Here is a 25,296-nt window from a genome sequence, read left to right as displayed (position 1 = left end):
TCCCCGCTGACCCCCGACCCCCTGGACACCTCCACCATGTTCCGTACCGCCCTGCGCAACGTCCTCGCGCACAAGGCCAGGCTGTTGATGACGGTGCTCGCCGTCGTCCTCGGCGTGGCCTTCGTCTCCGGCACCCTCGTCTTCACCGACACCGTCGGCAAGGCCCTGTCCGGCCAGTCCGCCAAGAGCTTCGAGGGCATCGCCGTCTCCGTCACCGCCCAAGGCCCCTCCCGCAACGACGACGGGACCAAGGAGGGCGAGCCGGGCATCAGCGCGCAGACCCTCGACAAGGTCAAGGCGCTCCAGGGCGTCGACACCGTCTCCGGCCGCGTCTCCGGTTTCGCCGGTGTCGCCGACCCCCACGGCAAGCTGATCGGCAGCGGCTGGGCCAACCGCGGTTCCAACTTCGCCCCCGTCGACAAGGGCAAGGACCCGCGCTACGCCTTCACCGAGGGCAACGGCCCCTCGAAGGCCGACCAGGTCGCCCTCGACAAGGAGACCGCCCGGCGCGGCGAGTACAAGGTCGGTGACAAGGTCCGGGTGGCCTCCAACGGCCTGGCCTCCGAGTACACCCTGACCGGTGTGTTCACCACCGAGGACGGCCAGGTCAACGCGGGCGGCTCGCTGGTGCTGTTCGACACCGCCACCGCGCAGAAGCTCTACCTGGTCCCCGGCTTCTACGACGAGCTCTCGGTCAGCGCGAAGCCCGGCACCACCGCCGACCGGCTGCTGTCCGAGGTCAAGCCGCTCGTCGGCAAGGACGCCACGGCCAAGACCGGCGCCGAACTGGCCGCCGAACAGGCCAAGAACATCGAGAAGCAGATGGACAGCACCAACCAGATGCTGCTGACCTTCGCCCTGATCTCGCTCTTCGTCGGCGTCTTCCTGATCTACAACACCTTCACCATGCTGGTCGCCCAGCGCACGAGGGAACTGGCCCTGCTGCGCGCCATCGGCGCCAACCGCGGCCAGGTCAAGCGGTCCGTCCTGGCCGAGGCCCTCGTCGTCGGTGTGGTCTCCTCCGCCGTCGGTCTGCTGGCCGGCGTCGGTCTCGCGGTCGGCATGCGCTCCCTGATGGACTCCATCGGCGCGAAGATCCCGGCCGGCCCGCTGGTCGTCAGCCCCGGGACCATCGCGATCGCGATCGTCATCGGCGTCCTCGTCACTCTGCTCGCGGCCTGGCTGCCGGCCCGCCGCACCGCCAAGATCGCCCCGGTCGCGGCCATGGGCAGCGCCCACCTGCCGGCCACCGCCAAGTCCCTGGTGCTGCGCAACAGCATCGGCGGGGCGCTCACCCTGTTCGGCCTGGCCGGGATCCTCGGCGGCGCGCTCGTCGGCAAGGACGGCAAGATGATCATCGGTGGGGGCGCCTTCCTCACGATGATCGGCATCATCGTCCTGCTGCCCGCGCTCTCCCGCCCGGTCATCGCGACCCTGCGCCCGGCGTTGAGCAAGGCCTTCGGCGTCGCCGGCAAGCTGGCCGCGCAGAACGCCGTGCGCAACCCGCGCCGCACCGCCGTCACCGCGGCCTCGCTGGCCATCGGCCTGACCCTGGTCACCGCCCTGTCGGTGCTGGGCATGACCATGGGCAAGGCAGTCGACCGGATGACCACGGACAAGTTGAAGGCCGACTACAAGGTCTCCCTCTCCGGCGGCTTCGGCGGCCTCGACCAGAGCGTGATCGCAGCGCTGGCCAAGGCGCCGGGCGTCAAGGCGGTCTCCCCGCAGCAGGCCGGCTACCTGCGCTTCGGCGGCGGCAAGCAGTTCGGCTCCGCCTCCGGCGTCGAACCGGCCACGATCGGATCGCTCCTCAACATCGACGTCGTCACCGGTTCGCTGGACAGCCTCGGCAAGGGCCAGGTGGCGGTCGCCGACACGACGGCGAAGTCCCAGAACCTCAAGGTCGGTTCGGTGCTCAAGGTCGCCTTCGACGACAACAAGAAGGCCGATCTGGTGGTCGGCGCCGTCTACAAGGAGATGGACGGCATGCTCTCCCCCTACGTGCTCGACTACAAGATCCTCTCCGCGCACGAGGAGAAGCCGTACCTGCCCGAGGTCTTCGTCAAGATGGACGGCGGCCCCTCGGCCAAGGCCCAGCAGACCCTCGTCGACGCCCTCGGCAAGAACCCGGCGATGAACATCGCCACCCAGCAGGACATGCGCAACGAGCTGGGCGGCGCCATCAACACCGCGCTGAACATCATGTACGGCCTGCTGGGCATGGCGTTGATCATCTCGGTGCTCGGCGTCGTCAACACCCTGGCCATGTCCGTCTACGAGCGGACGCAGGAGATCGGCATGCTGCGCGCCATCGGCCTGGACCGGGGCCGGGTCAAGAACATGATCCGCCTGGAAGCCATCGTGATCTCGTTGTTCGGCGCGGTCATCGGTGTCGCCCTCGGCACGTTCATCGCCTGGGCCGTCGGCCAGACCATCAAGGACGGGGTGCCGCACTACGCGCTGGTCGTCCCCTTCGACCGGATCGCGATCTTCCTGCTGCTGGCCGGTGTGGTCGGCGCCCTGGCGGCCATGTGGCCGGCCCGCAGCGCCGCGCGGCTCAACATGCTGACCGCGATCAAGACCGAGTAGCCCCGCCACCACGCACGGGAAGGGCCCCGCGACCGGAAGTCGGTCGCGGGGCCCTTCCCCCATCTCGTGCCCCGTGTCGCGGGTCCCGTGTCCCGCTTCTCGTCACGCGTACGCGTCTACGGGGCCGGCGGCGTGCCCCACTGGCGGGCCCGCAGCGGCATCCCGGAAACCCCGCCGTTCCCCGGGCGGACCGCGAGCACCTGGTTGACTCCGAGCCGGTTGTGTTCGAAGCCGAGCGCTGACGCCGCCATGTAGAGCAGCCACACCCGCGCACGGCCGGGCGAGGTCAGCCGGACGGCCTCGTGCCAGTGCCGCTCCAGCCGGGCGACCCAGGCCCGCAGGGTGAGGGCGTAGTGCTCGCGCAGCGCCTCCACGTCGCGGACCTCGAAGCCGGCCCGCTCCAGTTCGCCGACGGTGGTGCCGATCGGCGAGAGCTCCCCGTCGGGGAATACGTAGGCGTCGATGAACTCGTCGATCCGGTGGGCGTTCTCGTCGGGCTCCGGCGGGCGAGCGATCTGGTGGTTCAGCAACCGGCCGCCCGGGCCGAGCAGTTGGTGCAGGGTGTGGGCGTACTCCCGGTAGCGGGCGGCCCCGACGTGCTCGGCCATACCGATCGAGGAGATCGCGTCGTACGGACCGTCCTTCACGTCCCGGTAGTCCTGGACCCGGATCTCGACGCGGTCGGCCAAGCCCTCCTCGGCGACCCGCTTGCGGGCGTAGGCGGCCTGCTCCTGGGAGAGGGTGATGCCGACGACCTGGACCCCGTACTCGCGCGCCGCGTGCAGGGCCATGGAGCCCCAGCCGCAGCCCACGTCGAGCAGGCGCTGTCCCGGCGTCAGGTCGAGCTTGCGGCAGACCAGGTCGAGCTTGTCCCGCTGGGCGTCCTCCAGGGTGCCACCGGGGCTCCAGTACGCGCAGGAGTACACCATCGAGGGGCCCAGAACCTGCTCGTAGAACGCGTTACCGACGTCGTAGTGGTGGCTGATGGCCTGGCGGTCGCGGCCCTTGCTGTGGATGGCGCCCCCGCGGCGGACGGCCTCCTCCGGGGGCGGCGCGGGCGCCGGCCAGGGCCGGGCCAGGGCGATGAGTTCACGTACGGCGGCCCGCACCCCGGGGTCGCGCAGTTGCTCGACCGTTCCGGCGGCGCCGGAGGCGGCGGCGGGCAGGTAGGAACGCAGGGCGGAGCGCAGGGCGGCTCGTCTGGCGAGGCCTGCGGCCGCCGGGGCCGACGCGGGAGCGGCCGGGCGTTCCCAGAGCAGTCCGGCCACCCGGTCCAGCAGCTCGAACAGGTCGCCTTCGACGGTCAGGTCCCCGGAGACCCAGGCTCGGGCCAGCCCCAGCTCGCCCGGCTTCCACAGGATGCGGCGCAGCGCCCGACGGCGGTTCAGGACCAGGGTCGGTCCGGTGGACGGGCCGGCCTCGCTGCCGTCCCAGGCACGTATGCGCACGGGCACGGGGGCGCCCAGCAGGGTTTCGGTGAGAGCGGCCAGCCGCGGCGCGGCGTCGGTCATGGCAGGCACCTCCATAAGTTCCGACCGAACGGCCTACCCATTTGCGGCAACGGTTAGGCCCTGTCCCGACGATCTTCACGGAGGCGGCTCAAGGAACACCCCAGGACGACACGAGGACACGGTGCGAGGGGCCGTCGGCGTGACGGGAGGGGTGGAAGGGGCAGGAGCGCCGAGGGAGGCGGCAGCGGCGCCGAGAGGGAGCGTGAAGGGGAAGGGCACAGGGGCGCACGGGAACGCCGAAGGGGCCGCCCGCACCACGGATGGCGGGCGACCCCTTCGGGGACGTGCTGGTCGTACTCAGGCGTGACGCGGCTCGCGCCGCGTCAGGAGGCCTTCGCCTTCTGGGCCGGGGCCTGGGCGGCCGGGGCCGGCGCCGGCTTGGCGGCCTCGTAGAACTCCTCGCGCGGGGACTCCAGCGCACCGAGGGAGACGACCTCGCGCTTGAGGAACATGCCGAGGGTCCAGTCGGCGAAGACGCGGATCTTGCGGTTCCAGGTCGGCATGGCCATGCCGTGGTAGCCACGGTGCATGTACCAGGCGAGCCGGCCCTTGAGCTTGATCTTCATCTTGCCCATGACGATCATCGCGACGCCCTTGTGGAGGCCGAGACCCGCCACCGCACCCTTGTTGGAGTGCGCGTACTCGTGCTGCGGGAAGCCCCGCATGCCCGAGATGACGTTGTCGCCGAGGACCTTGGCCTGGCGCAGCGCGTGCTGGGCGTTCGGCGGGCACCAGGCGTTCTCGACGCCGGCCTTGCGGGCGGCGACGTCCGGGACCTGGGCGTTGTCGCCCGCGGCCCAGATGTAGTCGGTGCCGGTGACCTGGAGGGTCGGGGCGGCGTCGACGTGGCCGCGCGGGCCCAGCGGGAGGCCGTAGCGGGCCAGGACCGGGTTCGGCTTGACGCCGGCGGTCCAGACGATGGTGTTGGAGTCGACCTCGAGGCCGTTCTTCAGCACCACGTGGCCGTCCACGCAGGAGTCCATGGAGGTGTTGAGGTAGATCTCGATGCCGCGGGACTCGAGGTGCTCCTTGCCCCAGGTGCCGAGCTTGGGCCCGACCTCGGGGAGGATCTTGTCGGCCGCGTCGACCAGGATGAAGCGCATGTCCTCGCGCTTGATGCTGGAGTAGTACTTGGCCGCGTCGCGGGCCATGTCCTCGACCTCGCCGATGGTCTCCGCGCCGGCGAAGCCGCCGCCGACGAAGACGAAGGTGAGGGCCTTGCGGCGGACGTTCTCGTCCGTCGTGGACTCGGCCTTGTCGAGCTGCTCGAGTACGTGGTTGCGCAGGCCGATGCCCTCTTCGACGCCCTTCATGCCGATGCCCTGTTCGGCGAGGCCGGGGATCGGGAAGGTGCGGGAGACGGCGCCGAGCGCGATCACCAGGTAGTCGAAGGGCAGCTCGTACGCCTCGCCGACCAGCGGCGTGACGACGGCGACCTTGCGGTCCTGGTCGATGCTGGTGACCCGGCCGGTGAGAACCTCTGCCTTGGGCAGCACGCGTCGCAGCGGGACGACGACGTGCCGAGGCGAGATGCTGCCTGCGGCCACTTCGGGGAGGAAGGGCTGGTAGGTCATGTACGAGCGCGGGTCGACAACCGTGACGGTCGCCTCGCCGTAGCGCATCTTCTTCATGATGCGCTTGGCTGCGTACAGGCCTACGTACCCACCTCCTACAACGAGGATCCTGGGACGCTCCGTGGTGCTCATGGAACGAGTATCCAGCACCCCCAGGGGTGACGCTCGTGAGCCCCTTCACAAGGTGCTCGGCACCCTCTGCTACACTGCGCCGCCCACGTGACCCAGGTCATGGCGCCGAACGGGAACCACCGTGTAACGGGAGTCGTTGTTCACCCGTCCTGAACTGGCCTCCTGGGCCGAAAACGGAGTAGACCACCGGGTTCGTGGATACCTACCGGGCCGCCCCGCACGCCTCCGACAATCGCACGAACGCTCGCATAAAAAGGGCCCGCAGGGGCCCGGAGCGCCCCGCAGGACCCCCCGCTTCACCCTGCGGGCCTTTTTTCCTTGTGAAGAACTTCACGAAGCTCGTGCATTCGAAGGTTCTTCCGGCTCTCGAACAGGCGCCCACAAGGTCCCGTCCACGCCCGCTCCAGGCCCGAACGACCCGCGAACCAGGCCCACTCAGGCCACGGACCAGGCGATGCCGTCGAGGATGTCGTGCTCCGAGACGACGACCTCCGAGGCGCCGACGCGTTCCATGACCGCGAGCAGGACGAGGGCGCCCGCTCCGATCACGTCGACCCGGCCCGGGTGCATCACCGGGACGGCCGCGCGCTCGGCGTGGGTGGAGGTCAGCATCCGCTCGGCGATCTCACGGACCTCCTCGTAGGGGATCCGGGAGTGGTGGATGGCCGGCGAGTCGTACTCCGGCAGGCCGAGCGCGATGGCGGCGATGGTGGTCACCGAGCCCGCGAGGCCGACCAGGGTGCGGGCGCGCCCCAGCGGGACCGTCTCGGCGGCCAGGTCCAGCGCGGCCTCGACGTCGGCCCGTATGGCGGCGATCTGCGCCTCGGTCGGCGGATCGCTCACGACCCCGTCCACCACCAGGTGGCGCTCGGTCATCCGGACGCATCCCACGTCCACGGAGCGCGCCGCCTCGACGTGCTCCGAGCCGACCACGAACTCGGTGGAACCGCCGCCGATGTCCACGACCAGGAACGGCCGCTCCAGGTCGGCGCGGCCCGTGAGCTCCTTGGTCGCACCGGTGAAGGAGAACTCGGCCTCCTGGTCCCCGGTGATCACCTCGGGCTCCACACCCACGATGTCCAGGACGCCCTGGACGAACTCCTCGCGGTTCTCGGCGTCCCGCGAGGCCGAGGTGGCCACGAAACGCACCCGCTCGGCGCCCAGCTCCTTGATCACCGCCGCGTACTCGCGGCAGGCCGCGAACGTGCGCTCCAGCGCCTCCGGGGCCAGCCGGCCCGTCTTGTCGACGCCCTGGCCGAGCCGGACGATGATCATCCGGCGGTCCAGCTCCACGAAGTCACCCGTGGCCGGGTCGCAGTCGGCGACCAGCAGGCGGATGGAGTTCGTACCGCAGTCGATGCCCGCCACCCGGGTCACCGCGACGACTCCTTCTCCCCCGAGCACGGCGTGACGCAGGGCCCCTTGGCCCACCACTCGGGCAGCATCGCCAACGCCTCGTCGCCGAAGGGGTTCACCCCGGGCCCCGCCGCCAGCGAGTGGCCGACCAGGACGTGCAGGCACTTGACCCGGTCCGGCATGCCGCCGGCGCTCGGGAAGCCCTGGAGCACCTCGATGGCGTCGCGGCGGGTGATGTAGTCCTCGTGCGCGGCCCGGTAGGCGGCGGCCAACTCCGGGTCCTCGGCGAGCCGGGCCTGCATCTCCTTCATGACGCCGTTGGCCTCCAACGTGCCGATCGCACCGGCGGCGCGCGGGCAGGTCAGGTAGTACAGCGTCGGGAAGGGGGTGCCGTCGGGGAGCCGGGGCGCGGTCTCCACGACGTCCGGCTGCCCGCAGGGGCAACGGTGGGCGATGGCGCGCAGGCCGCGCGGCGGGCGGCCGAGCTGCTGCTCGAACGCCTCGATGTCCGCGGCGGTCGGCTCGGTGCGGTCGGTCTGGGGCGGGGGCGTCTGCATGCCTGGGGTACGTCTCTTCGTTTCGTGTGGTTGGTCTGGGTCGGTCGTCGGTCTGGGTCAGTCGCCGGGCCGGTCGGCCTTGTCGACGCCGTCCCAGACGTTCGAGTACCAGGGCCGGTCGGAACCGGCCTGCCCGGTGCGGCGGTGCTCGGCGGCCTCGGCCCCGGGGTCGTTCATGATGTAGCCGATCTCGCCCGGGCGCAGGAAGTGCAGGTGCTTGCGCGCCTGCTGCTCGGCGTAGGCCGGGTCCTGCCAGCGTGCCTTCTCGTCGCGCAGTTGTTCCAGGCGCTTGCGCGCGCCGTCGGCGGCCCGCTGCTGGTCCGCGATCTCCGAGCGCTGGGACACGTACTGGCGCATCGGATACGCCAGGGCGACGACCAGCGTACAGAGGACGAGGACGAGCAGCGCCGCCCGGCCGGTGAGCCGACTGCGGCGGACCTGGCGGCGCGACTGCGAGCGGTAGACGTGCGCGGCGGTCCGCTCACCGAGCTGCTTGAGCCTGGTCGCCGTCGAGAAGGTGGAGAACCGATCCCGGTTCCCGGCCATGGCCCCGCCTCCCCTTAGCACGCGCTACGCAATACGTCCCCGCACACGGTACGGGACCGAGTGCGGGGACGTACGGAGGCCGGCGCCGCGAGGCGGTTATTGGCCCGTGCCGCGCTTACCGCTCCGCGGAGCGCTGTGCCTATGGGTCCGCGGAGCGCTGTGCCTACTGGTCCGCAGGGCGGAACCGCGGGAACGCGGAGCGACCCGCGTACACGGCGGCGTCGTCAAGGATCTCCTCGATGCGCAGCAGCTGGTTGTACTTGGCGACGCGGTCCGAGCGGGCCGGGGCGCCGGTCTTGATCTGGCCGCAGTTCACGGCGACGGCGAGGTCGGCGATGGTGACGTCCTCGGTCTCGCCGGAGCGGTGCGACATCATGCACTTGAAGCCGTTGCGCTGGGCCATCTCGACGGCGTCCAGGGTCTCGGTCAGCGAACCGATCTGGTTGACCTTGACGAGCAGGGCGTTCGCGGAGCCCTCCTCGATGCCGCGGGCCAGACGCTCGGGGTTGGTGACGAAGAGGTCGTCGCCGACGATCTGGACCTTGGCGCCCAGGCGGTCGGTGATGGTCTTCCAGCCGGCCCAGTCGTCCTCGAACAGCGGGTCCTCGATGGAGACCAGCGGGTACGCCTCGACGAGCTCGGCGTAGTAGTCGGTCATCTCGGCGGCCGAGCGGGACTGGCCCTCGAACTCGTACTTGCCGTCCTTGTAGAACTCGGACGCGGCGACGTCGAGCGCGAGCGCGATGTCCTTGCCCGGGGTGTAACCGGCCTGCTTGATGGCCTCGAGGATGAGGTCGAGCGCGGCGCGGTTGGACTCCAGGTTCGGGGCGAAGCCGCCCTCGTCGCCCAAGCCGGTGGAGAGGCCCTTGGTGTGCAGGACCTTCTTGAGGGTGTGGTAGACCTCCGCGCCCCAGCGCAGCGCCTCGGAGAAGGACTCCGCGCCGATCGGGGCGATCATGAACTCCTGGATGTCGACGTTGGAGTCGGCGTGCGACCCACCGTTGAGGATGTTCATCATCGGAACGGGCAGCAGGTGCGCGTTCGGGCCGCCGAGGTAGCGGAAGAGCGGCAGGTCCGAGGCCTCGGACGCGGCGTGCGCCACGGCGAGGGAGACGCCGAGGATGGCGTTGGCGCCGAGGGAGGCCTTGTTGTCGGTGGCGTCCAGGTCGAACATGGCCTGGTCGATCAGCCGCTGCTCGGTGGCGTCGTAGCCGACGAGCTCCGGGCCGATCTGCTCGATGACGGCGAGGACGGCCTTCTCGACACCCTTGCCCATGTAACGGTTGGGGTCACCGTCACGGAGCTCGATGGCCTCGAACGCTCCGGTGGAGGCGCCGGACGGGACTGCAGCACGGCCGGTGCTGCCATCGTCGAGGCCCACCTCGACCTCGACCGTGGGGTTGCCTCGGGAGTCCAGGATTTCCCGGGCTACGACGACGTCGATGGACGGCACGAGCATCTCCTTCTGGGATGTGACGCTGGGTGTGCGATGGCAGGGGCCGATGGGACGGCCCTGCCGACTAGAGCCTAACCGGCTCCGGGCACGGGACCGGCCGACCGCCCGGGTCCTGGGACGAAAAAGCGGCCGTACGCCTGCTTTCCCGGACAAAGGGAGTGCCCTTCGACCGCCGTACGGCCGCGACCCGGTGGCGCCGCCCGCCTTCCGGCCGCGGACGCACCACCGCCCGGCGCGTGGAGGGGTACGCGCCGGGCGGTGGTCGGACTCGGGGGTTACCCGATGGTTCAGCTGAGCTTCAGCTTCTGGCCCGGGAAGATCAGGTCGGCGTCGGGGACGATGTCCTTGTTCAGCTCGAAGAGCTTCTCCCAGCCGCCCTTGACGCCGTTCACCTGGGCGATGGTGCCCAGCGTGTCGCCCTCCTTGACCTCGTACGAACCGTTGCCCGTCTTGGGGGCCTCGGTCTTCGGGGAGGTCTTGGGGACGGCCTCGGTGGAGCGCTCGGAGCGGGTGACCGGGGCCTCGGCGCGCTTGGTCGCCGTCTTCGGCGCCGGGGCGGCTTCCTTCGTCTTGGTCTCCGCCTTCGGGGCGGGCTTGGCGGCCGGGGCCGAGCCGCCACCGCTGTACGAGGAGTTCGACAGGCCCACGCCACAGGACGGCCACGCGCCCTTGCCCTGGCTCTTGAGGACCTTCTCGGCGACGGCTATCTGCTGGGACTTGGAGGCCTGGTTCGCCTGGGAGGCGTACGCCTTGCCGCCGTAGGCGGCCCAGGTGGAGGACGAGAACTGCAGGCCGCCGTAGTAACCGTTGCCGGTGTTGATGGCCCAGTTGCCGCCGGACTCGCACGCCGCGACGTGGTCCCACTCGGAGGCGGACGCGGCGCTCGCGGAGCCGGCGGCCATGAGGGGCGCGGCGACGGCGACGCCGGCGACACCGGCGAGCGTGACGATGCGGGTGGTCCGCTCGATGGCCGTGGCGCGGCGGTGCTTGCCCTTGCCGGAAAGCAGCATGGAGTTTCTCCTCACCGACGCCTGCGAGGTGAGCTGTCGGGTTCGGGCGAGTGAGTTGCCCGGCCGCGCGACCAGCGCGCGGCTTAACCCCTAGCCGGTTGTGTGACCGTCTCTCAACGGCCTTTCCCGGCACCTACCTTGGTTCCCCCGCTCCTGCCTTCGGCGCTTGACGCGACGACTGTTCTCTCCGTCCGCCGGCAGGATTCGGCGATGCGGTCGAAGAGGCTCGCGGTGACGAGCGATTCAGAAGGTAGACAGGTCTCTCCCCGATGTTCAACGAGGGACATCGGGGAGAAATCGACCTGCTTGCGTTCCGCTTAGGGGCGTTTTCGCAGGTGAGGGCGGGGTTTGCGGGAGCTTCGGTACGAGACACGCCAGTTGACCGGAAGAGACGCATGTCTCACTTGCGGATAACGGGCATTCAGCTCTTTACGGCTGCCCGAAGTGCCCGTTATTTCTTGGTTAGATCCAGATTCTGACCGGGCTTGATGAGGTCGGCGTCGTTGCCGATGACCTGCTCGTTGGCCTGGTAGAGCGCGTTCCAGCCCCCCTTGAGCCCCTGGGCGTTCGCGATGGCGGTCAGGCTGTCGCCCGCCTTCACCGTGTACGTGGGCTCCGACGCCACGTCAGGCGTCGCGGGCGTCTCGACCGCCGCCGGACCGCGGTGCTTGCCGCCGCCCTCCGTCGCGGAGTCCGTGGTGGGCGCGTTCGAAGGCGCGGACGGCGTCCCGGTGGTCGGCGCGGCCGGCGTCGTGGGCGTCCCGGACGGGGACGGCGTGGCCGGGGTCGTGGGGGCGCCGGGGGTGGTCGGCGTCGTCGGCGTGGCCGGGGTCGTCGGCGACGTCGGGGTCACCGGGGCGGTGGTGGCCGGGTCGCCGGGCTGTGTCGGCGTCGTCGGCAGGTCCGGGTCGGGCATGACGGGCAGTCCGCTGTTGGGCGCGAGCGGCGCGATGGGCAGCGTGAACGGCGCCGTGGCGGACGGGCTCGGGGCACCGGGGGTCGGGGTGGGCGCGCCGAAGTCTGTGGCGGGGTCGCCCGGGTCGGCGTCCGGAACGGCGGCGTCGGGGCGGGAGGGGCTGGGGGCGACCTTCCGGGGGGTGCCCAGCGCGCCCGGGTCCACGTCGGCGGCGGGGCCGTCTTTGACCAGCCCGGACGACGCGGCGCACAGCGGCCAGGCCTGGGGGCCCTGCGAGGCCAGGACCCGCTCGCCGACGGCTATCTGCTGCGACCGGCTGGCGAGGTCGGGGCGCTTCGCGTACTCCAGGCCGCCCGCGTTGTTCCACTGCTCCTGGGTGAACTGGAGTCCGCCGTAGGCCCCGCTGCCGAAGTCGGCGCTCCAGGTACCGCCGCTCTCGCACTCGGCGACGCTGTCCCACGTGGACGTGTCGGCGGCCGAGGCGTTGGTGGCCGCGAGCAGCGGGAGCGCCAACGCGGAGCCCGTGACTCCGGCGGTGACGACAAGGGCGGGTACCTGGCGGGGGCGTCTGTGGCGGCCGTTCCCGGAACGCATGTAGTGCACCTTTCGCATAACGGCGGGGTAACGGCAGAACCTAGCCCCCTTCGAACGCATGTCACAAGTTCGACCGGTAACTGACTTCGGGTCAGCTCGTGCCCGGTCGCGCCCTCACGTGTTTCGGGGTGTGAAGCGGACCGGAAGCGTGCGCAGGCCACGCATGATCAGTCCGCCGCGCCACCGCAGGTCCGCAGGTGGAACGGCCAGTTCCAGATCTGGCAGACGCATCAGCAAACTCGCGAGCGCGGTCTGACCTTCGAGCCGGGCGAGCGGGGCACCGAGGCAGTAGTGGATGCCGTGGCCGTACCCGAGGTGCTGATTGTCACTTCGGGAGAGGTCCAGGGTGTCCGGTTCCGCGAACCGCTCGGGGTCCCGGTCCGCCGCCGCGAGGACCACGAGGACCGGGTCCCCCACGGCGATCTCCTGCCCGCCCAGGACGAACGACTCGGTGGCGAAGCGCCAGGTCGCCAACTCCACCGGGCCGTCGTAGCGCAGGAGTTCCTCGACGCCCGTGGCCAGCAGGGCGCTCTCCCCGGCGGCCAGTGAGGCCTGTAGGCACTCGCGCTGACCGGGGTTCATGAACAGGGCGTGCAGCCCGTTCCCGATCAGATTGACCGTGGTCTCGAAACCGGCGAAAAGCAGGATGAAAGCCATGGCCGTGGCCTCGGCCTCCGTCAGGTGGTCGCCGTGGTCACTGGCACGGATCAGGTCCGAGATCAGGTCATCGCCCAGATCGTCCCTTTTGCGGTGGATGAGTTCACCGAGGTACGTCCGCATCTGCTTGACCGAGCGGGCCACACCGCCGCGCGGCCCACCGCCGTGGCGGATCATCATCCCGGCCCAGTCCCGGAAGTCGTCCTGGTCCTCGCGGGGGACGCCGAGCATCTCGCAGATGGCGTAGATGGGGAGCGGGAAGGCGAACTCGTGGATGAGGTCCGCCTCACCCCTGCTCTCGAACCGCTCGATGAGGTGGTCGGTCAGTTCCTGCACCCTCGGGGTGAACGCCGCGACCCTGCGCGGGGTGAAGGCCTTCGACACCAGCCGCCGCAGCCGGGTGTGGTCCGGCGGGTCGATGTTCAGCAGGTGCGTCATCAGCTCGGCCTTGCGCTCGCCCGGGATGCCCGTCTTGCCCTTGGCGTGCGCGGGCTCCGCGTGGTGCGCCGGGTTCTTGCTGAGCCGCTGGTCGGCGAGGGCCTGGCGGGCGTCGGCGTACCGGGTCACGAGCCAGGCCTCGACCCCGCTGGGCAGCTTGGTCCGGTGCACGGGCGCGTGCTCGCGCAGCCAGGCGTACGCCGGGTACGGATCGGTGGCGAACTCCCAGTCGAACAGGGTGGGTCCCTGGGGGGAGGCGGGGTCTTCGGGGGCTGCGGGAGTCGGCTCGTGCACCCGCCGACCGTATCCCGACCGCCGACCGCCATCCGCTATGAGCGGTTCGTCGGGGCTGGCCGTAGATACGCCAACCCTTGACCCGGCCCGCGTTCGCCGTTCCTACTTCGGTGCTGTGGACGTAAGGATCTTGAAGAGCAGCTTCGCCGTGGTGGAGAGACGCGCCGAGCACGCGGCCAGGTTCTTCTACTCCCACCTCTTTTGGCACCACCCCGAGATCCGCGCCCTCTTCCCCGCCTCCCGGGAGGAGATGGAGCGGCAGCGCGACCGGCTGTTCGCCGCCCTCGCCCACGTCGTCGCGCATCTGGAGAGCGAGTCGCTCCTCCCCTATCTCCGCGACCTCGGACGGGACCACCGCAAGTTCCTGGCCGGCCCCGAGCAGTATGAGGCCGTCGGCGCCAGTCTCCTCGCCGCGCTGGCCGAGGCCGCCGGCGAGGCGTGGACCCCGGCCGTGGCGCGGGCTTGGGCCGAGGCGTACCGGGTGATCGCCGGCGTGATGACCGCCGCGGCCGCGCAGAGCGAGGACCCGCCCTGGTGGGACGCTCGGATCGTGCGCCACCTGCGGTACGGGCGGGACGTCGCCGTGCTGACCTTGCATCCGCACGCCCCCCTGGGCTACCGGCCGGGCCAGTACGTGAGCGTGAGCAGCGACCGCGCCCCGGCGACCTGGCGCACGTACTCGCTGGGCAACGCGCCCCGCCCCGATGGGACGGTCGACCTGCACGTGAGCCGGATCGAGGGGGGCCGGCTCAGCACCGTCCTGGTCGGCGCCGCCGACCCGGGCGAGACGCTGCGCCTCGGGGCGCCCGGCGGCGCTCTGACGCTGCGCCGTGACGGCCGCCCCGTCACCCTCATCGCCGCCGGCACCGGCTGGGCACCGGTCCGGGCCCTGCTGGAGGAGCTCGCGCAGCACCCGCCGGATCGGGACGTACGGCTCTTCGTGGTCGCGCGGGACGCGGCGCACCTCTACGACCGCCCGTTCATCGACGCGTACGCCGACGCCTTCGGGTGGCTCGCCGTCACCTACATCACCCCGGCCCCCGGGCAGCACCGCATCGAGGCCACCGACCGGCTCGCGACCGCGCTCGGGCACCGCGGGCTGTGGTGGGAGCAGGACGTCTACCTCAGCGGGCCGGCGCCGTTCATCGAGTCGACGGCCCGCCTCCTGGAGCGGCTGGGCGCGCACCCCGGGCACGTCTTCCACGACACCGTGCCCGCCGTCGGGACCGGCGGCGGGAACGGCCCGAACGGGCGGCCCCTCGGCTTCGGCGAATGGTTCCTCGGCCGCCCGTCACCGCACTGGTTCGACCCGGCGGCCCGCGCGCCCCGCCGGCCCTGACCCCGCTCCCTTTCTTCTCCGCTCCCCTACTCCCGTACTCCCCTACATCCCCGCTCCCCTTTTTCCCTGCTTCCCTACTCCGCCGCCGCCGCGCCCCGCTGCTCCCCGAGGCCCTCCGCCGCGCGGATCGCCGCCCGGTAGGCGCGGGCCGCCGCGCGCAGCGCCGTCTCGGGATCGATGCCCTCCGCCTCGGCGCGCGCGGCCAGTTCGAGCAGTTCGTACCCGACCCCCTCACCGCGGGGCAGTTCCACGTCCGGCGCGCCCGCCCGGGCGCGGCCCGCCAACTTGGCCGCGAGCGCGAGAGCGGGCTGGGACGGCGGGATGCCGTCGGTGACCGACTCCCGCTGCTTCTCCACCGCCTTGGTGCGCTGCCAGTGCGCGCTGACGTCCTCGGGCGTCTCGGCCGCCTCGTCTCCGAAGACGTGGGGGTGCCGCCGGATCAGCTTCTCGACCAGGTCCCCGGCCACGTCGTCGATGGAGAACGGCTCGTCGTCCTCTTCGGGGCCGCCCTCCTGCGCGATCCGCGCGTGGAAGACGACCTGGAGCAGCACGTCGCCCAGTTCCTCGCGCAGTTCCTCCCGGTCACCCGTCTCGATCGCCTCGACCAGCTCGTACGCCTCCTCCAGCGCGTACTTCACCAGCCCCTCGTGGGTCTGCCGCGAGGTCCAGGGGCATTCGCGGCGCACCCGGTCCATCACCTGGACCAGGTCGAGGAGGCGGGCGCCGGGCAGGTCGTAGGAGCCGGGCAGCAACTCCAGGTCGGGCATGGCGAGGCGGCCGGAGCCGGCCAGGCGGGCCAGCCCGTCGGTGAGCCGCCGGTCGCCCTCGCCGGTCGGCAGGACCACGACGGTGTGGCCGCCGGCGCACGCCTCGACGAGGCTGTGGGCGTCGGGGCTCTCGTGCGCCACCTCCACGCCCGCCTCGCGCAGGTACGGCAGCTGCGGGTGGCCGGGGTCGGCGCACAGCACCCGGTCGGCGGCCCGCAAGGTCTGCCACGCGGACCAGGACAGCAGGCCGGGGGCGACCCGGTGGCTGGTGGTCAGCAGGACGATGCGGCCGGTGGGCTCGGAGGGCGGCGCGTGCTCAGTCACCCTCCGAACCTACCTCCGTCCGTACGACCGGGGCCCCGGCGGGGCGTGCCCGCGTACGGCTCAGGCCCCGGCCGGGGCCTGCTCGGGCCGGGTCTGCCGGTTGATCCACGGGGTCGTCTCGTCGCCGAGCAGGATCTGCCGCGCGTCCCAGCGGCCGTAGCGCGGGTTCACCTGGACGTGCAGGGCGTTCGCGGCCGCGCCGAGCTTCTCCAGCGCCTTGTCCTGGTTGCCGTAGTGCTCGAACAGCTTGTCGCGCAGCAGCTTGAAGCGGGTGTCCGCGTCCATCTGGGCCGGCGCCAGCTGGGCCTGCTGGAGGGCCGCCGTCTCCAGTGCCGCGGGGGTGCCCGCCTGCTGGAGCTGGGCCTTGCGGACGTCTTCGATCTCCCGCGTCGTCACGGTGATCCCGGCGTCCTTCGCGGCGCGTTCCAGGACGGCGGTCTGGATCATCCGGTTCAGCTTGGACCGGTCCAGGCGGGGCGTCGCCTCGATCAGTTGGGCGCCCTGCTCGGAACGGTTCTGCGCGCTGCGGACGTCGTTCACCTGGGCCTGAAGCGCTGAGGTGGTGATCCGTTCGCCGCCGACGACGGCCGCCGTGCCGGGATGTGCCCCGCCGGCGCAAGCGGACAGCAGGGGGGCCGCCGCGAGCAGGGCGGCGGAGACGGAGAGCGCTGTGCGACGGTGCAAAGGAGCCTCCAGGGCCGGGAGATTGTGCGGCAATGCACAAGAAGGCCGTGCGGTGATCGATGGTATGCAGTCGGGGGGTTCCGAGCCACCGGTTCGACCAACGATTACCGGGGTGTCGGGGTGCGGCGCGTGTTCGCGCCACCGCCATCCCGCGGTCATCCCGCGGACCGGTGCCGCTGTCAGGGTCGGCCCACCATGTCGACACCGCACCGCTCCCGGCGCCGCACCTCGCTCCTGGGTGCCGCGTTCGCCGCCCTGCTGACGACGACGGCCGTGTGCGCGGGGGACGCCGTCGCGCGGGTGTTCCCGTACGGGCACCGCCACCGCAGCGTCAACGACCTCGGCAACCAGTTCGTGCCCTTCCACGCGCACCTGTGGGACCTGCTGCACGGCCGCGCCGAGGGCGGGTTGCTGCTCAACTGGCAGTCCGGGTACGGAACGAGCTTCCTGCCCGACTACGGGACCTACCTGAGCAGCCCGTTCGCCGTGCTGGTGGCGCTCTTCCCGCGCACGGACATCGATCTGGCGGTGTACGTCGTCACCGTGCTGAAGACGGCGGCGGCGGGCGCGGCGACGGCCTGGCTGCTGCGCACGCAGCGGCCCGGGCCGTGGTGGGCGGCGGGGCTGCTGGGCGCCTCGTACGCGCTGTGCGGCTGGTCGGTGATCGAGGCGTCCTACAACCCGATGTGGTTGGACGGCCTGATCGCGTTCCCGCTCCTGTGTCTGACGGGTGAGTGGGCGCTGCGCGGGCGGCGGCCGGTGGCGGCGGTGGCGGTGGCGGCGCTCTGCTGGACGGCCAACTTCTACACCGCCTACATGGCGACGCTCGGCGCCGCGCTGGTGCTGCTGGTACGGGTGGTGTTGACCCGGGACGGTGTGCGCGAACGGCTGCGGGTGGGCGGGCGGGCCGCCGGGACGACCGTGTTGGGGGTGGCCCTGTCCGCGCCGGTGCTGCTGCCGGTGCTCCTGAGTTCGAAGCAGGCCTACCCGGGCTGGTCCAAGCAGTTCCGGCCCGTACCGACGCCCGATCTGTTGGCGCGGCTGCTGCCCGCCACCTACTCCTTCTCCTCCCCGGCGCTGTTCGTCGGGACGGGGACACTGCTCCTGGTGGCGGCGCTGCCGTTCCACCGGGCGCTGTCACCGCGGGTCCGGTTGTGGTGGGCGGGCCTGGTGGTGGCCGTGCTGCTGTCGCTCCAGTGGGCGCCGACCCATCTGGTCTGGCACGTCTTCGCGACGCCGAACGGCAGCCCGTACCGGCAGACCTTCGTCCTCGCCGGGATCGTGGTGATCGCCGCCTGGACGGCGCTGGCGGCGGGCCCGCCCCGCCTCTCGGCCCTGGCCGCGGGGGCTGGGGTGCTGGCCGTCGTCGCGCTCGGGGCGGCCGCGAGCGGGCTCGCGACGGGCTGGGGGTACGCCCTGTACGGCGCCGGGGCCGCCCTGGCGGTGGCCGCCTGGGGGGTGCTCGGCCGTGGGAGGCGGCCCGCGTGGCCGGCGGCGTCGGTGTGGGCTGCCTCCGCGCTGGCGCTGGTCCTGGTGGCGCAGGCCGCGGCGACGATCGCGTACGGACACCAGGGCACCCTGCGCGGCCTGGACGACTACCCCTCCTGGGGGCCCGCCCACACGGCCCGCGCCGACGCGCTGGCCGGCGCCGACGGCTGGCCCGCCTACCGGACCGACCCGGGCAGGCCCGCCCTGACGGGCAACGATCCCCTGCTGCTGGGCGGGGAGGGCGGCGCCTACTACAGCAGCCACACCCCGGCCGTGTTCACCCGCACGATGGTCGCCCTGGGCGCCGGCTGGACCTCGCGGGGCCGCAACGTCCAGAGCCTCGACAACCCGGTGACGGACGCCCTCTTCGCGGTCGGCGCCCGACTGCGGCCCGACGGCACGCTCACGCGCGCCGAAGCCCTTCCGCTGGTCACGCTCCGCCCACCGGGGCCCCCGCCGTCCTACGGGGAGTCGCCCTTCGCCAACCAGGAGCTCCTGCTGGGCGCCCGGGTCTACGAGGATCCCGTCGCCCCCGGGGTGTGCCGGGCGGGCACGGAGGCCTTCCTTTGGGCGCCGCGGTACAACGCGACCGCCCGCCTCGCGGACGGGCCCGCGTTCCGCTTCAACTCCACTCCCCCGCGCAACCGGGCCGCCCTCCAGCCGATGGGCCCCTCCCGGGGCGCCGCCTCGACCCTGGTCTTCGACGGCCCGGCGCCCGCGCGGTGGCTGCTGTCCTGCCTGGACCGGGCCCGCCTGGACACGGCGGTGGCGGCGCTGCGCGCCTCCGCGCCGGTGCGGGTGCGGGTCGGCGCGTCCGGGGTGGACGCCACGTTCCGTCCCGGCGCCACCGGCACCGCCGTCCTCGCCGCGCCCGCCATCGCCGGCTGGACCTGCGACGGGCGTCCGGCCGGGGCGCGCCTGGGGCTCGTCGCCGTCCCGCTGGACGGCCGCACCACGGTGAGCTGCGCGTTCCGGCCCCCGGGGCTCTTGCCGGGCGCGGCCTTGGCGGTGGCGGCACTGCTGGTGGCAGTCGTGCCCGCGGTGGCGGTACGGGTCCGGCGGCGCCGCCGGGGGTGACTCGGCGGACGGTGACTCAGCGGACCTGGCCGAGCCACTGGAGGGTGCGGCGGATCTCCGACGGGAGGGGGTGGTTCGGCCCGTGGAGGCGGTCCGCGTCGAACAGGAGGCGGACCAGGGTGTCGTGGGCCGACGCCCGGTCGCCCATGGACAGCAGCAGGTGCGCTATTCGGCGCCGGACCTCCAGCGGAAGTCCCGGGTCGGGGTTCGCGTAGTGGTTCTCGAACAGGGGGAGCAGGGAGCGGTACTCGGCGAGGGCCGCCGCTGGCTCCCCGAGCTGTTCGAGGCACTGCGCCGCGTCGTAGCGGAACCGCAGCGACTGGGCGTCCCCGGCGGGGAACTCCTCGGCGAGCCGGCGCAGTTCGGGCAGGGCGCGGCGGTACTGGCCGTCGTCCATCAGGGTGGCCGCGTACTGCTTGCGCAGCGATCGGACCACCGGTGAGTGCTCCCCGTGCTCGGCTGCCGCCGCCGGGAGGATGCCGCCGAGGATGTCCACGGCCTGGGTGAGCCGCCCCTGGTCCAGCAGCTCGCGCGCCTCGTCCACCGCTCCCGGGATGTCGGGCCGGGGCGCGGCCGGGGGTTGCGGCGGGGGCTGGGGAGCGGTGGCACGGTCGGGCCAGGGGGCCTGGGGGCGCAGGAAGGGCCGGGTCGGGTCGAGCGGCCCGGCGGGGGCACCGCCCTGGCGGGGCAGCAGCGGCGCGAGGGCCTCGTAGACCGCCTGCGCGGAGTCGGGCCGGTCCTGCGGGTCCTTGGCCAGCAGGTGCAGGAGTACGGCCTCCAACGCGTGCGGGATCTCCGGCCGGGTGCGGCGCACCGGGGCGGGGGGCTCGTACAGGTGCCGGTGCAGGACGCCCAGCGCGGTCGACCCGGCGAAGGGGACGTTGCCGCTGAGGAGTTCGTACAGGAGCACGCCGAGCGCGTACAGGTCGGTGTACGGGCCCACCGCGCCGCCCATGGCCTGCTCGGGGGCCATGTAGGCGGGGCTGCCGATGGGCGTGCCGGTGCTGGTGAGGCGGGTGGTGTCGGTGTCCATCACGGAGGCGACGCCGAGGTCCAGCACCAGCACGGTGCCGTCCGGGCGGACCATCACGTTGCGGGGCTTCAGGTCGCGGTGCACGATCGGCACCGCGTGCACCGCCGACAACACGGCGCACAGCTGCGCGGCCACCGCGACGGCCCACTGCCACGGGTACGGGCTGTGCTCGACGAGGTGGTCGGCCAGGTTGGAGCCCTCGACGTGCCCCATCACCAGGAAGAGTTCGTCTCCGTCGTCACCGGCGTCGTGCACCGTGACCAGGCCGGGGTGGTCGACCTGCGCCGTCACCCGGCATTCGCGCACGAAGCGGCGGCGCAGCTCCTCGGCGACGGTGCCGGGGCCGGCGACCTTGTCGGGGCGCAGCAGCTTGACGGCGACGCGGCGGTCCAGGCGCCGGTCGTAGGCGGTCCACACCTGGCCCATGCCGCCCTGGCCGAGGATGGAGGCGAGCTGGTAGCGCTCGCCGATCAGCCGGTCGGTCACTGCTGGGGGTCCTGGACGGCGGTCGGGTTCGGGTCCTGGTAGGGGCCGCCGGGGCGCGGCGGGTGCGGGGTCTGCTTGCGCAGCAGCTCGCTGAGCTCGTCGAGCTCGGCGCGGACCTGCCCGATGCGCGGCGGCGGGGTGGGCTGCGGCGGAACGTGCGGGGGCGGGGGCGTCTGGACGGGCGACTGCGCGGGCGGGTAGCCGTAGGCCGGCGTGGCCTGCTGCGGGCCCGGGTAGGGCGGGGTCTGGGCCGCGTACCAGTGCGCGGCGGGCGCGAGCGCCCGCTTCTCGTGGTGGCGGATGTCGGCGACGAGGAAGTAGACGCAGGTGGCGAAGCCGGTGAGGAGGGTGCCGCCGGCGCCCGCGTTGCCCTGCCAGCCGCTGGTGTCCGGGGTCGGGTCCGCGCCGATCAGCGCGATCCACGCGACGGAGAGCACGCAGCTGAGCGCGAGCAGCGTCCAGTCACGGGCGGCGCGGGTCACGATCGCGAGCCGCAGCATCGAGCCCCAGGCCAGGAAGCCGCAGCTGAGGACCGGCAGCAGCGCGAACAGCACGCGCAGCGCCACCACGCCCTCGTTACGGGGCTGGTGTTGATGCTGCGGCGGGATGCCGGGGGCGTGCATCGGTGCTCCTGACGGGCCGTGCGGAAGGGTTGCGGGTATGAGCGTATACAGCGTTTCCGGCCATGGTGAGGGGATGTGCCCAACCGTTGTACGGTCGCCGCACGATCCCCGGCGAAGCGGCCGGAACAGGGCGTTCCGGCCGCAGCGCGTCCCCTGTCACGCGTGTTACGAGCCGAGGATGGTGGTGAGGAATTCGCCCGTCCACCCGAGCAGTTCCCGCCCGACGAGCGGCTTCCCGCCCACCTTCGCGGTCTTCGGCCGCGGGATCAGCACCTGCGAGGTGGCGGGCTTGAGCACCGCCCCCGGGTAGAGCCGCTTGAGGCGCAGCTCCTGCGATTCGCGCAACTCCACCGGCCCGAAGCGGACGTTGTTGCCCTGGAGGGTGATGTCGCCGACCCCGCAGGCCCGGGCCAACATCCGCAGCCCCGCCACCAGCAGCAGGTTCTCCACCGGCTCGGGCAGCTTTCCGTAGCGGTCGGTCAGCTCCTCCCGTACGGCCTTGATGTCGGCCTCGGAGTTCGCCGACGCGATGGACCGGTACGCCTGAAGGCGCAGCCGCTCGCCGGGCGCGTAGTCGTGCGGCACGTGCGCGTCGACCGGCAGCTCGATCTTCACCTCCAGCGGCGGCTCCTCCTCCACGGCGCCCTCCACCGCGGCCCGGTAGTCGGCCACGGCCTCGCCGACCATGCGGATGTAGAGGTCGAAGCCGACGCCCGCGATGTGGCCGGACTGCTCACCGCCCAGCAGGTTGCCCGCGCCGCGGATCTCCAGGTCCTTCATCGCCACGTACATGCCGGCGCCCATCTCGGTGTGCTGGGCGATCGTCGCGAGCCGCTCGTGCGCGGTCTCGGTCAGCGGCTTCTCCGGCGGGTAGAGGAAGTACGCGTACCCGCGCTCACGGCTGCGGCCGACGCGACCGCGCAACTGGTGCAACTGCGACAGGCCGAAGTTGTCTCCGCGCTCCACGATGAGGGTGTTGGCGTTGGAGATGTCGATGCCCGACTCGACGATCGTGGTGGAGACGAGCACGTCGAACTTCTTCTCCCAGAAGTCCACCACCACCTGCTCCAAGGCCTGCTCGGACATCTGGCCGTGCGCCGTCGCGATCCGCGCCTCGGGCACGATCTCCCGCAGCTTCGCGGCGGCCCGGTCGATGGACTCGACCCGGTTGTGGATGTAGAAGCACTGGCCCTCGCGCAGCAGCTCGCGCCGGATGGCCGCGCCGATCTGCTTCTCCTCGTACGGGCCGACGAAGGTCAGCACCGGGTGCCGCTCCTCCGGCGGGGTGGTGATCGTCGACATCTCGCGGATGCCGGTCACCGCCATCTCCAGGGTGCGCGGGATCGGCGTCGCGGACATGGTCAGCACGTCGACGTTGGCGCGCAGCTTCTTCAGCTGCTCCTTGTGCTCGACGCCGAAGCGCTGCTCCTCGTCGACGATGACCAGGCCCAGGTCCTTGAACTTCGTCTCCTGCGAGAACAGCCGGTGCGTGCCGATGACCACGTCCACCGAGCCCTCGCGCAGCCCCTCCAGGGTGGCCTTGGACTCGGTGTCGGACTGGAAGCGCGAAAGGGCCCGCACGTTGACGGGGAACTGGCTGTAGCGCTCGGAGAAGGTACCGAAGTGCTGCTGCACCAGGAGCGTGGTGGGGACGAGGACGGCGACCTGCTTGCCGTCCTGGACCGCCTTGAACGCCGCTCTCACGGCGATCTCGGTCTTGCCGTAGCCGACGTCGCCGCACACCAGGCGGTCCATGGGGACGGACTTCTCCATGTCCTCCTTGACCTCGGCGATGGTGGTGAGCTGGTCGGGGGTCTCGGCGTACGGGAAGGCGTCCTCCAGCTCCCGCTGCCAGGGCGTGTCCGGGCCGAAGGTGTGGCCGGGGGCGGCCATCCGCGCGCTGTAGAGCTTGATCAGGTCGGCGGCGATCTCCTTGACGGCCTTCTTCGCTCGCGCCTTCGTCTTCGTCCAGTCCGCGCCACCGAGCCGGTGCAGCGTCGGGGCCTCGCCGCCGACGTACTTGGTGACCTGCTCCAGCTGGTCGGTGGGGATGTACAGCCGGTCACCGGGCTGGCCGCGCTTGGCGGGCGCGTACTCGACGAGGAGGTACTCGCGGGTGGCGCCCTGGACGGTGCGCTGCACCATCTCGATGTAGCGGCCGACGCCGTGCTGTTCGTGCACGATGTAGTCGCCGGTCTCCAGCGTGAGGGGGTCGATGGTCTTGCGGCGCCGGGTCGGCATCCGGCCCAGGTCCTTGCTGGCGGTGCGCTGGCCCGTCAGGTCGGTCTCGGTCAGGACGGCGATCTTGCGGGCCGGGTCGACGAAGCCCTGGTCGAGGGAGGCGCACGACACGTGCACGAGCGACGGCTCCAGGGTGCGCAGGTCCGCCTCCAGACGGGCCGCGATGCCCTCGCCGCCGAGCACCTCGACGGTGCGGGCGGCCGGGCCGTGGCCCTCGGTCAGGTAGACGGTGTACCAGCCGTCGGCGATCCAGGCCTTGGTGTCGGCGAGGGCGCGCGCGGTGTCGCCGCGGTACGCCTCGGGGGCGTGCATGCCGAGCCCCAGGGTGTCGGCGCTCAGGTCGGTGTCGTCGGCGGCGAACGGGGACACCGACCACCACATCATGCCGATCTCACGGGCCCGGTCGCGGACGTCCGCGATGCCGCGCAGCGAGGCCGCGCCGACGTCGATGGGCGCCGCGCCGCCGCCGGCGGTGGCCGCCCAGGACGCCAGCAGGAACTCCTGCGAGGTCGCCACCAGGTCGGCGGCCCGCGTCCGGACCCGCTCGGGGTCGCAGACCACCGCCATGGACCCGGCCGGCAGGACGTCGATCAGCAGTTCCATGTCGTCGACGAGGACGGGCGCGAGGGACTCCATGCCCTCGACGGCGATGCCCTCCGCGATCTTGTGCAGCAGTTCGCCGAGCTCGGGGTGCTCCTCGGCCAGTGCCGCCGCCCGCTCTCGCACCTGGTCGGTCAGCAGCAGCTCCCGGCACGGCGGCGCCCACAGACCGTGCTCGGCGATCTCCAGGGACCGCTGGTCGGCGACCTTGAAGTAGCGGATCTCCTCGACCTCGTCGCCCCAGAACTCCACGCGCAGCGGGTGCTCCTCGGTGGGCGGGAACACATCGAGGATGCCGCCGCGCACCGCGAACTCGCCGCGCTTCTCCACCAGCTCGACCCGCGCGTACGCGGCGGCCGCCAGTGCCTCGGTGACCTGCCCCAGATCGACGCTCTCCCCCTGCCGCAGGCTCACCGGGACCAGCTCGCCCAGCCCCTTGACCTGCGGCTGGAGCACCGAGCGGATCGGTGCGACGACGACACTGACCGGACCCGCCGCCGGGTCGTCCTTGCTGGGGTGGGTGAGCCGGCGCAGCACCGCCAGCCGGCGGCCCACGGTGTCGCTGCGCGGCGAGAGCCGCTCGTGCGGCAGCGTCTCCCAGGAGGGGTACTCCGCCACCTCGTCGGGCGGCAGGAAGGACCGCAGCGCGGCCGCCAGGTCCTCCGCCTCGCGCCCGGTGGCGGTCACCGCGAGGACGGTCCGCTCCGTGCGCCGGGCCAGCGCCGCGATCACGAAGGGCCGCGCGGCGGGCGGCCCCACCAGGTCGACGTGCATCCGGTTGCCGTCCCCGGCCGCGGCGACCGCCTCGGCGAGCGCGGGGTCCCGGGTGACGGCGTCGAGCAGTCCGTGCAGGCTCATGAAGGAGGTTTTCCGTCCGGTGAAGGGGCAACGCGAAGGGCCCGACACGTGAACGGGCCGGGGGCTCCCAGCGTACGACGCGGGGCCGACACCTGCGCGAGGGATTGCCGCCCCGGGCCCCGGGCGGCCGAGCCCCGTCCCCACCG

17 protein-coding genes and 1 riboswitch are annotated in these 25,296 nt (G+C 72.2%); of the genes, 3 read left to right on the top strand and 14 right to left on the bottom strand.

Features of this window, described 5'->3' with window-relative positions; genetic code table 11:
- Positions 1–36 precede the first annotated feature (36 nt).
- Positions 37–2,589, top strand: coding sequence for an ABC transporter permease (locus ACV7NM_RS19360; RefSeq protein WP_463413987.1), 2,553 nt, complete (start codon positions 37–39; stop codon positions 2,587–2,589).
- Between the two features lie 116 nt (positions 2,590–2,705).
- Here the strand turns inward: ACV7NM_RS19360 and ACV7NM_RS19355 are convergent, their stop codons facing one another.
- From ACV7NM_RS19355 to ACV7NM_RS19315, 9 genes are all read right to left on the bottom strand, one after another.
- Positions 2,706–4,100, bottom strand: a complete 1,395-nt coding sequence (locus tag ACV7NM_RS19355; RefSeq protein WP_463411442.1) for a class I SAM-dependent methyltransferase — start codon at positions 4,098–4,100, stop codon at positions 2,706–2,708.
- Between the two features lie 323 nt (positions 4,101–4,423).
- On the bottom strand, positions 4,424–5,806 hold the full coding sequence (locus ACV7NM_RS19350; RefSeq protein ID WP_463411441.1) for an NAD(P)/FAD-dependent oxidoreductase: 1,383 nt from the start codon (positions 5,804–5,806) through the stop codon (positions 4,424–4,426).
- Positions 5,807–6,241: 435 nt separating this feature from the next.
- Positions 6,242–7,183, bottom strand: a complete 942-nt coding sequence (locus ACV7NM_RS19345) for a Ppx/GppA phosphatase family protein (protein ID WP_463411440.1) — start codon at positions 7,181–7,183, stop codon at positions 6,242–6,244.
- On the bottom strand, positions 7,180–7,719 hold the full coding sequence (locus ACV7NM_RS19340; protein ID WP_463411439.1) for a DUF501 domain-containing protein: 540 nt from the start codon (positions 7,717–7,719) through the stop codon (positions 7,180–7,182). The genes ACV7NM_RS19345 and ACV7NM_RS19340 overlap by 4 nt, the downstream gene beginning before the upstream one ends.
- A 57-nt stretch (positions 7,720–7,776) precedes the next feature.
- On the bottom strand, positions 7,777–8,265 hold the full coding sequence (locus ACV7NM_RS19335; protein ID WP_136213601.1) for an FtsB family cell division protein: 489 nt from the start codon (positions 8,263–8,265) through the stop codon (positions 7,777–7,779).
- Positions 8,266–8,428: 163 nt separating this feature from the next.
- The gene (gene eno / locus ACV7NM_RS19330; RefSeq protein WP_463411438.1) at positions 8,429–9,724 is read right to left on the bottom strand and encodes a phosphopyruvate hydratase; all 1,296 of its coding nucleotides are present in this window, start codon (positions 9,722–9,724) and stop codon (positions 8,429–8,431) included.
- Positions 9,725–10,008: 284 nt separating this feature from the next.
- Positions 10,009–10,731 carry a transglycosylase family protein gene (locus ACV7NM_RS19325; RefSeq protein ID WP_463411437.1) on the bottom strand — a complete coding sequence of 241 codons (723 nt, stop codon included), beginning with the start codon at positions 10,729–10,731 and terminating at the stop codon, positions 10,009–10,011.
- A 3-nt stretch (positions 10,732–10,734) separates the two neighbouring features.
- Positions 10,735–10,906: riboswitch (cyclic di-AMP (ydaO/yuaA leader) on the bottom strand.
- 276 nt (positions 10,907–11,182) lie between these two features.
- On the bottom strand, positions 11,183–12,241 hold the full coding sequence (locus tag ACV7NM_RS19320) for a transglycosylase family protein (protein WP_463411436.1): 1,059 nt from the start codon (positions 12,239–12,241) through the stop codon (positions 11,183–11,185).
- 114 nt (positions 12,242–12,355) lie between these two features.
- Positions 12,356–13,630 carry a cytochrome P450 family protein gene (locus ACV7NM_RS19315; protein WP_463411435.1) on the bottom strand — a complete coding sequence of 425 codons (1,275 nt, stop codon included), beginning with the start codon at positions 13,628–13,630 and terminating at the stop codon, positions 12,356–12,358.
- A gap of 130 nt (positions 13,631–13,760) precedes the next feature.
- Here ACV7NM_RS19315 and ACV7NM_RS19310 point away from each other — a divergent pair, with 130 nt between their 5' ends.
- On the top strand, positions 13,761–14,969 hold the full coding sequence (locus tag ACV7NM_RS19310) for a globin domain-containing protein (protein ID WP_463411434.1): 1,209 nt from the start codon (positions 13,761–13,763) through the stop codon (positions 14,967–14,969).
- 74 nt (positions 14,970–15,043) lie between these two features.
- Here ACV7NM_RS19310 and ACV7NM_RS19305 read toward each other — a convergent pair whose 3' ends face one another.
- Complete coding sequence (locus ACV7NM_RS19305) at positions 15,044–16,060, bottom strand: nucleoside triphosphate pyrophosphohydrolase (RefSeq protein WP_463411433.1); 1,017 nt, start codon at positions 16,058–16,060, stop codon at positions 15,044–15,046.
- Between the two features lie 60 nt (positions 16,061–16,120).
- Positions 16,121–16,744, bottom strand: coding sequence for a SurA N-terminal domain-containing protein (locus tag ACV7NM_RS19300; protein ID WP_463411432.1), 624 nt, complete (start codon positions 16,742–16,744; stop codon positions 16,121–16,123).
- A gap of 195 nt (positions 16,745–16,939) precedes the next feature.
- Here ACV7NM_RS19300 and ACV7NM_RS19295 point away from each other — a divergent pair, with 195 nt between their 5' ends.
- The gene (locus ACV7NM_RS19295) at positions 16,940–19,309 is read left to right on the top strand and encodes a YfhO family protein (protein WP_463411431.1); all 2,370 of its coding nucleotides are present in this window, start codon (positions 16,940–16,942) and stop codon (positions 19,307–19,309) included.
- Between the two features lie 16 nt (positions 19,310–19,325).
- On the opposite strand, the gene ACV7NM_RS19290 is transcribed toward ACV7NM_RS19295, so the two are convergent.
- The 3 genes from ACV7NM_RS19290 to mfd all read right to left on the bottom strand — a co-directional run bounded on the left by ACV7NM_RS19290 (position 19,326) and on the right by mfd (position 25,150).
- Complete coding sequence (locus tag ACV7NM_RS19290) at positions 19,326–20,828, bottom strand: protein kinase domain-containing protein (protein ID WP_463411430.1); 1,503 nt, start codon at positions 20,826–20,828, stop codon at positions 19,326–19,328.
- Positions 20,825–21,451, bottom strand: a complete 627-nt coding sequence (locus ACV7NM_RS19285) for a hypothetical protein (RefSeq protein ID WP_463411429.1) — start codon at positions 21,449–21,451, stop codon at positions 20,825–20,827. The genes ACV7NM_RS19290 and ACV7NM_RS19285 overlap by 4 nt, the downstream gene beginning before the upstream one ends.
- 165 nt (positions 21,452–21,616) lie before the next feature.
- Positions 21,617–25,150 (bottom strand): transcription-repair coupling factor, encoded by a 3,534-nt coding sequence (gene mfd / locus ACV7NM_RS19280; RefSeq protein WP_463411428.1) that lies wholly within the window; start codon positions 25,148–25,150, stop codon positions 21,617–21,619.
- Between the last annotated feature and the right edge of the window lie 146 nt (positions 25,151–25,296).

The sequence above is a fragment of the Streptomyces sp. Tek67B01 genome, assembly GCF_055231995.1.
Note: the sequence above shows the minus strand (reverse complement) of the source record. Positions and strands in the feature narration are given on the sequence as shown.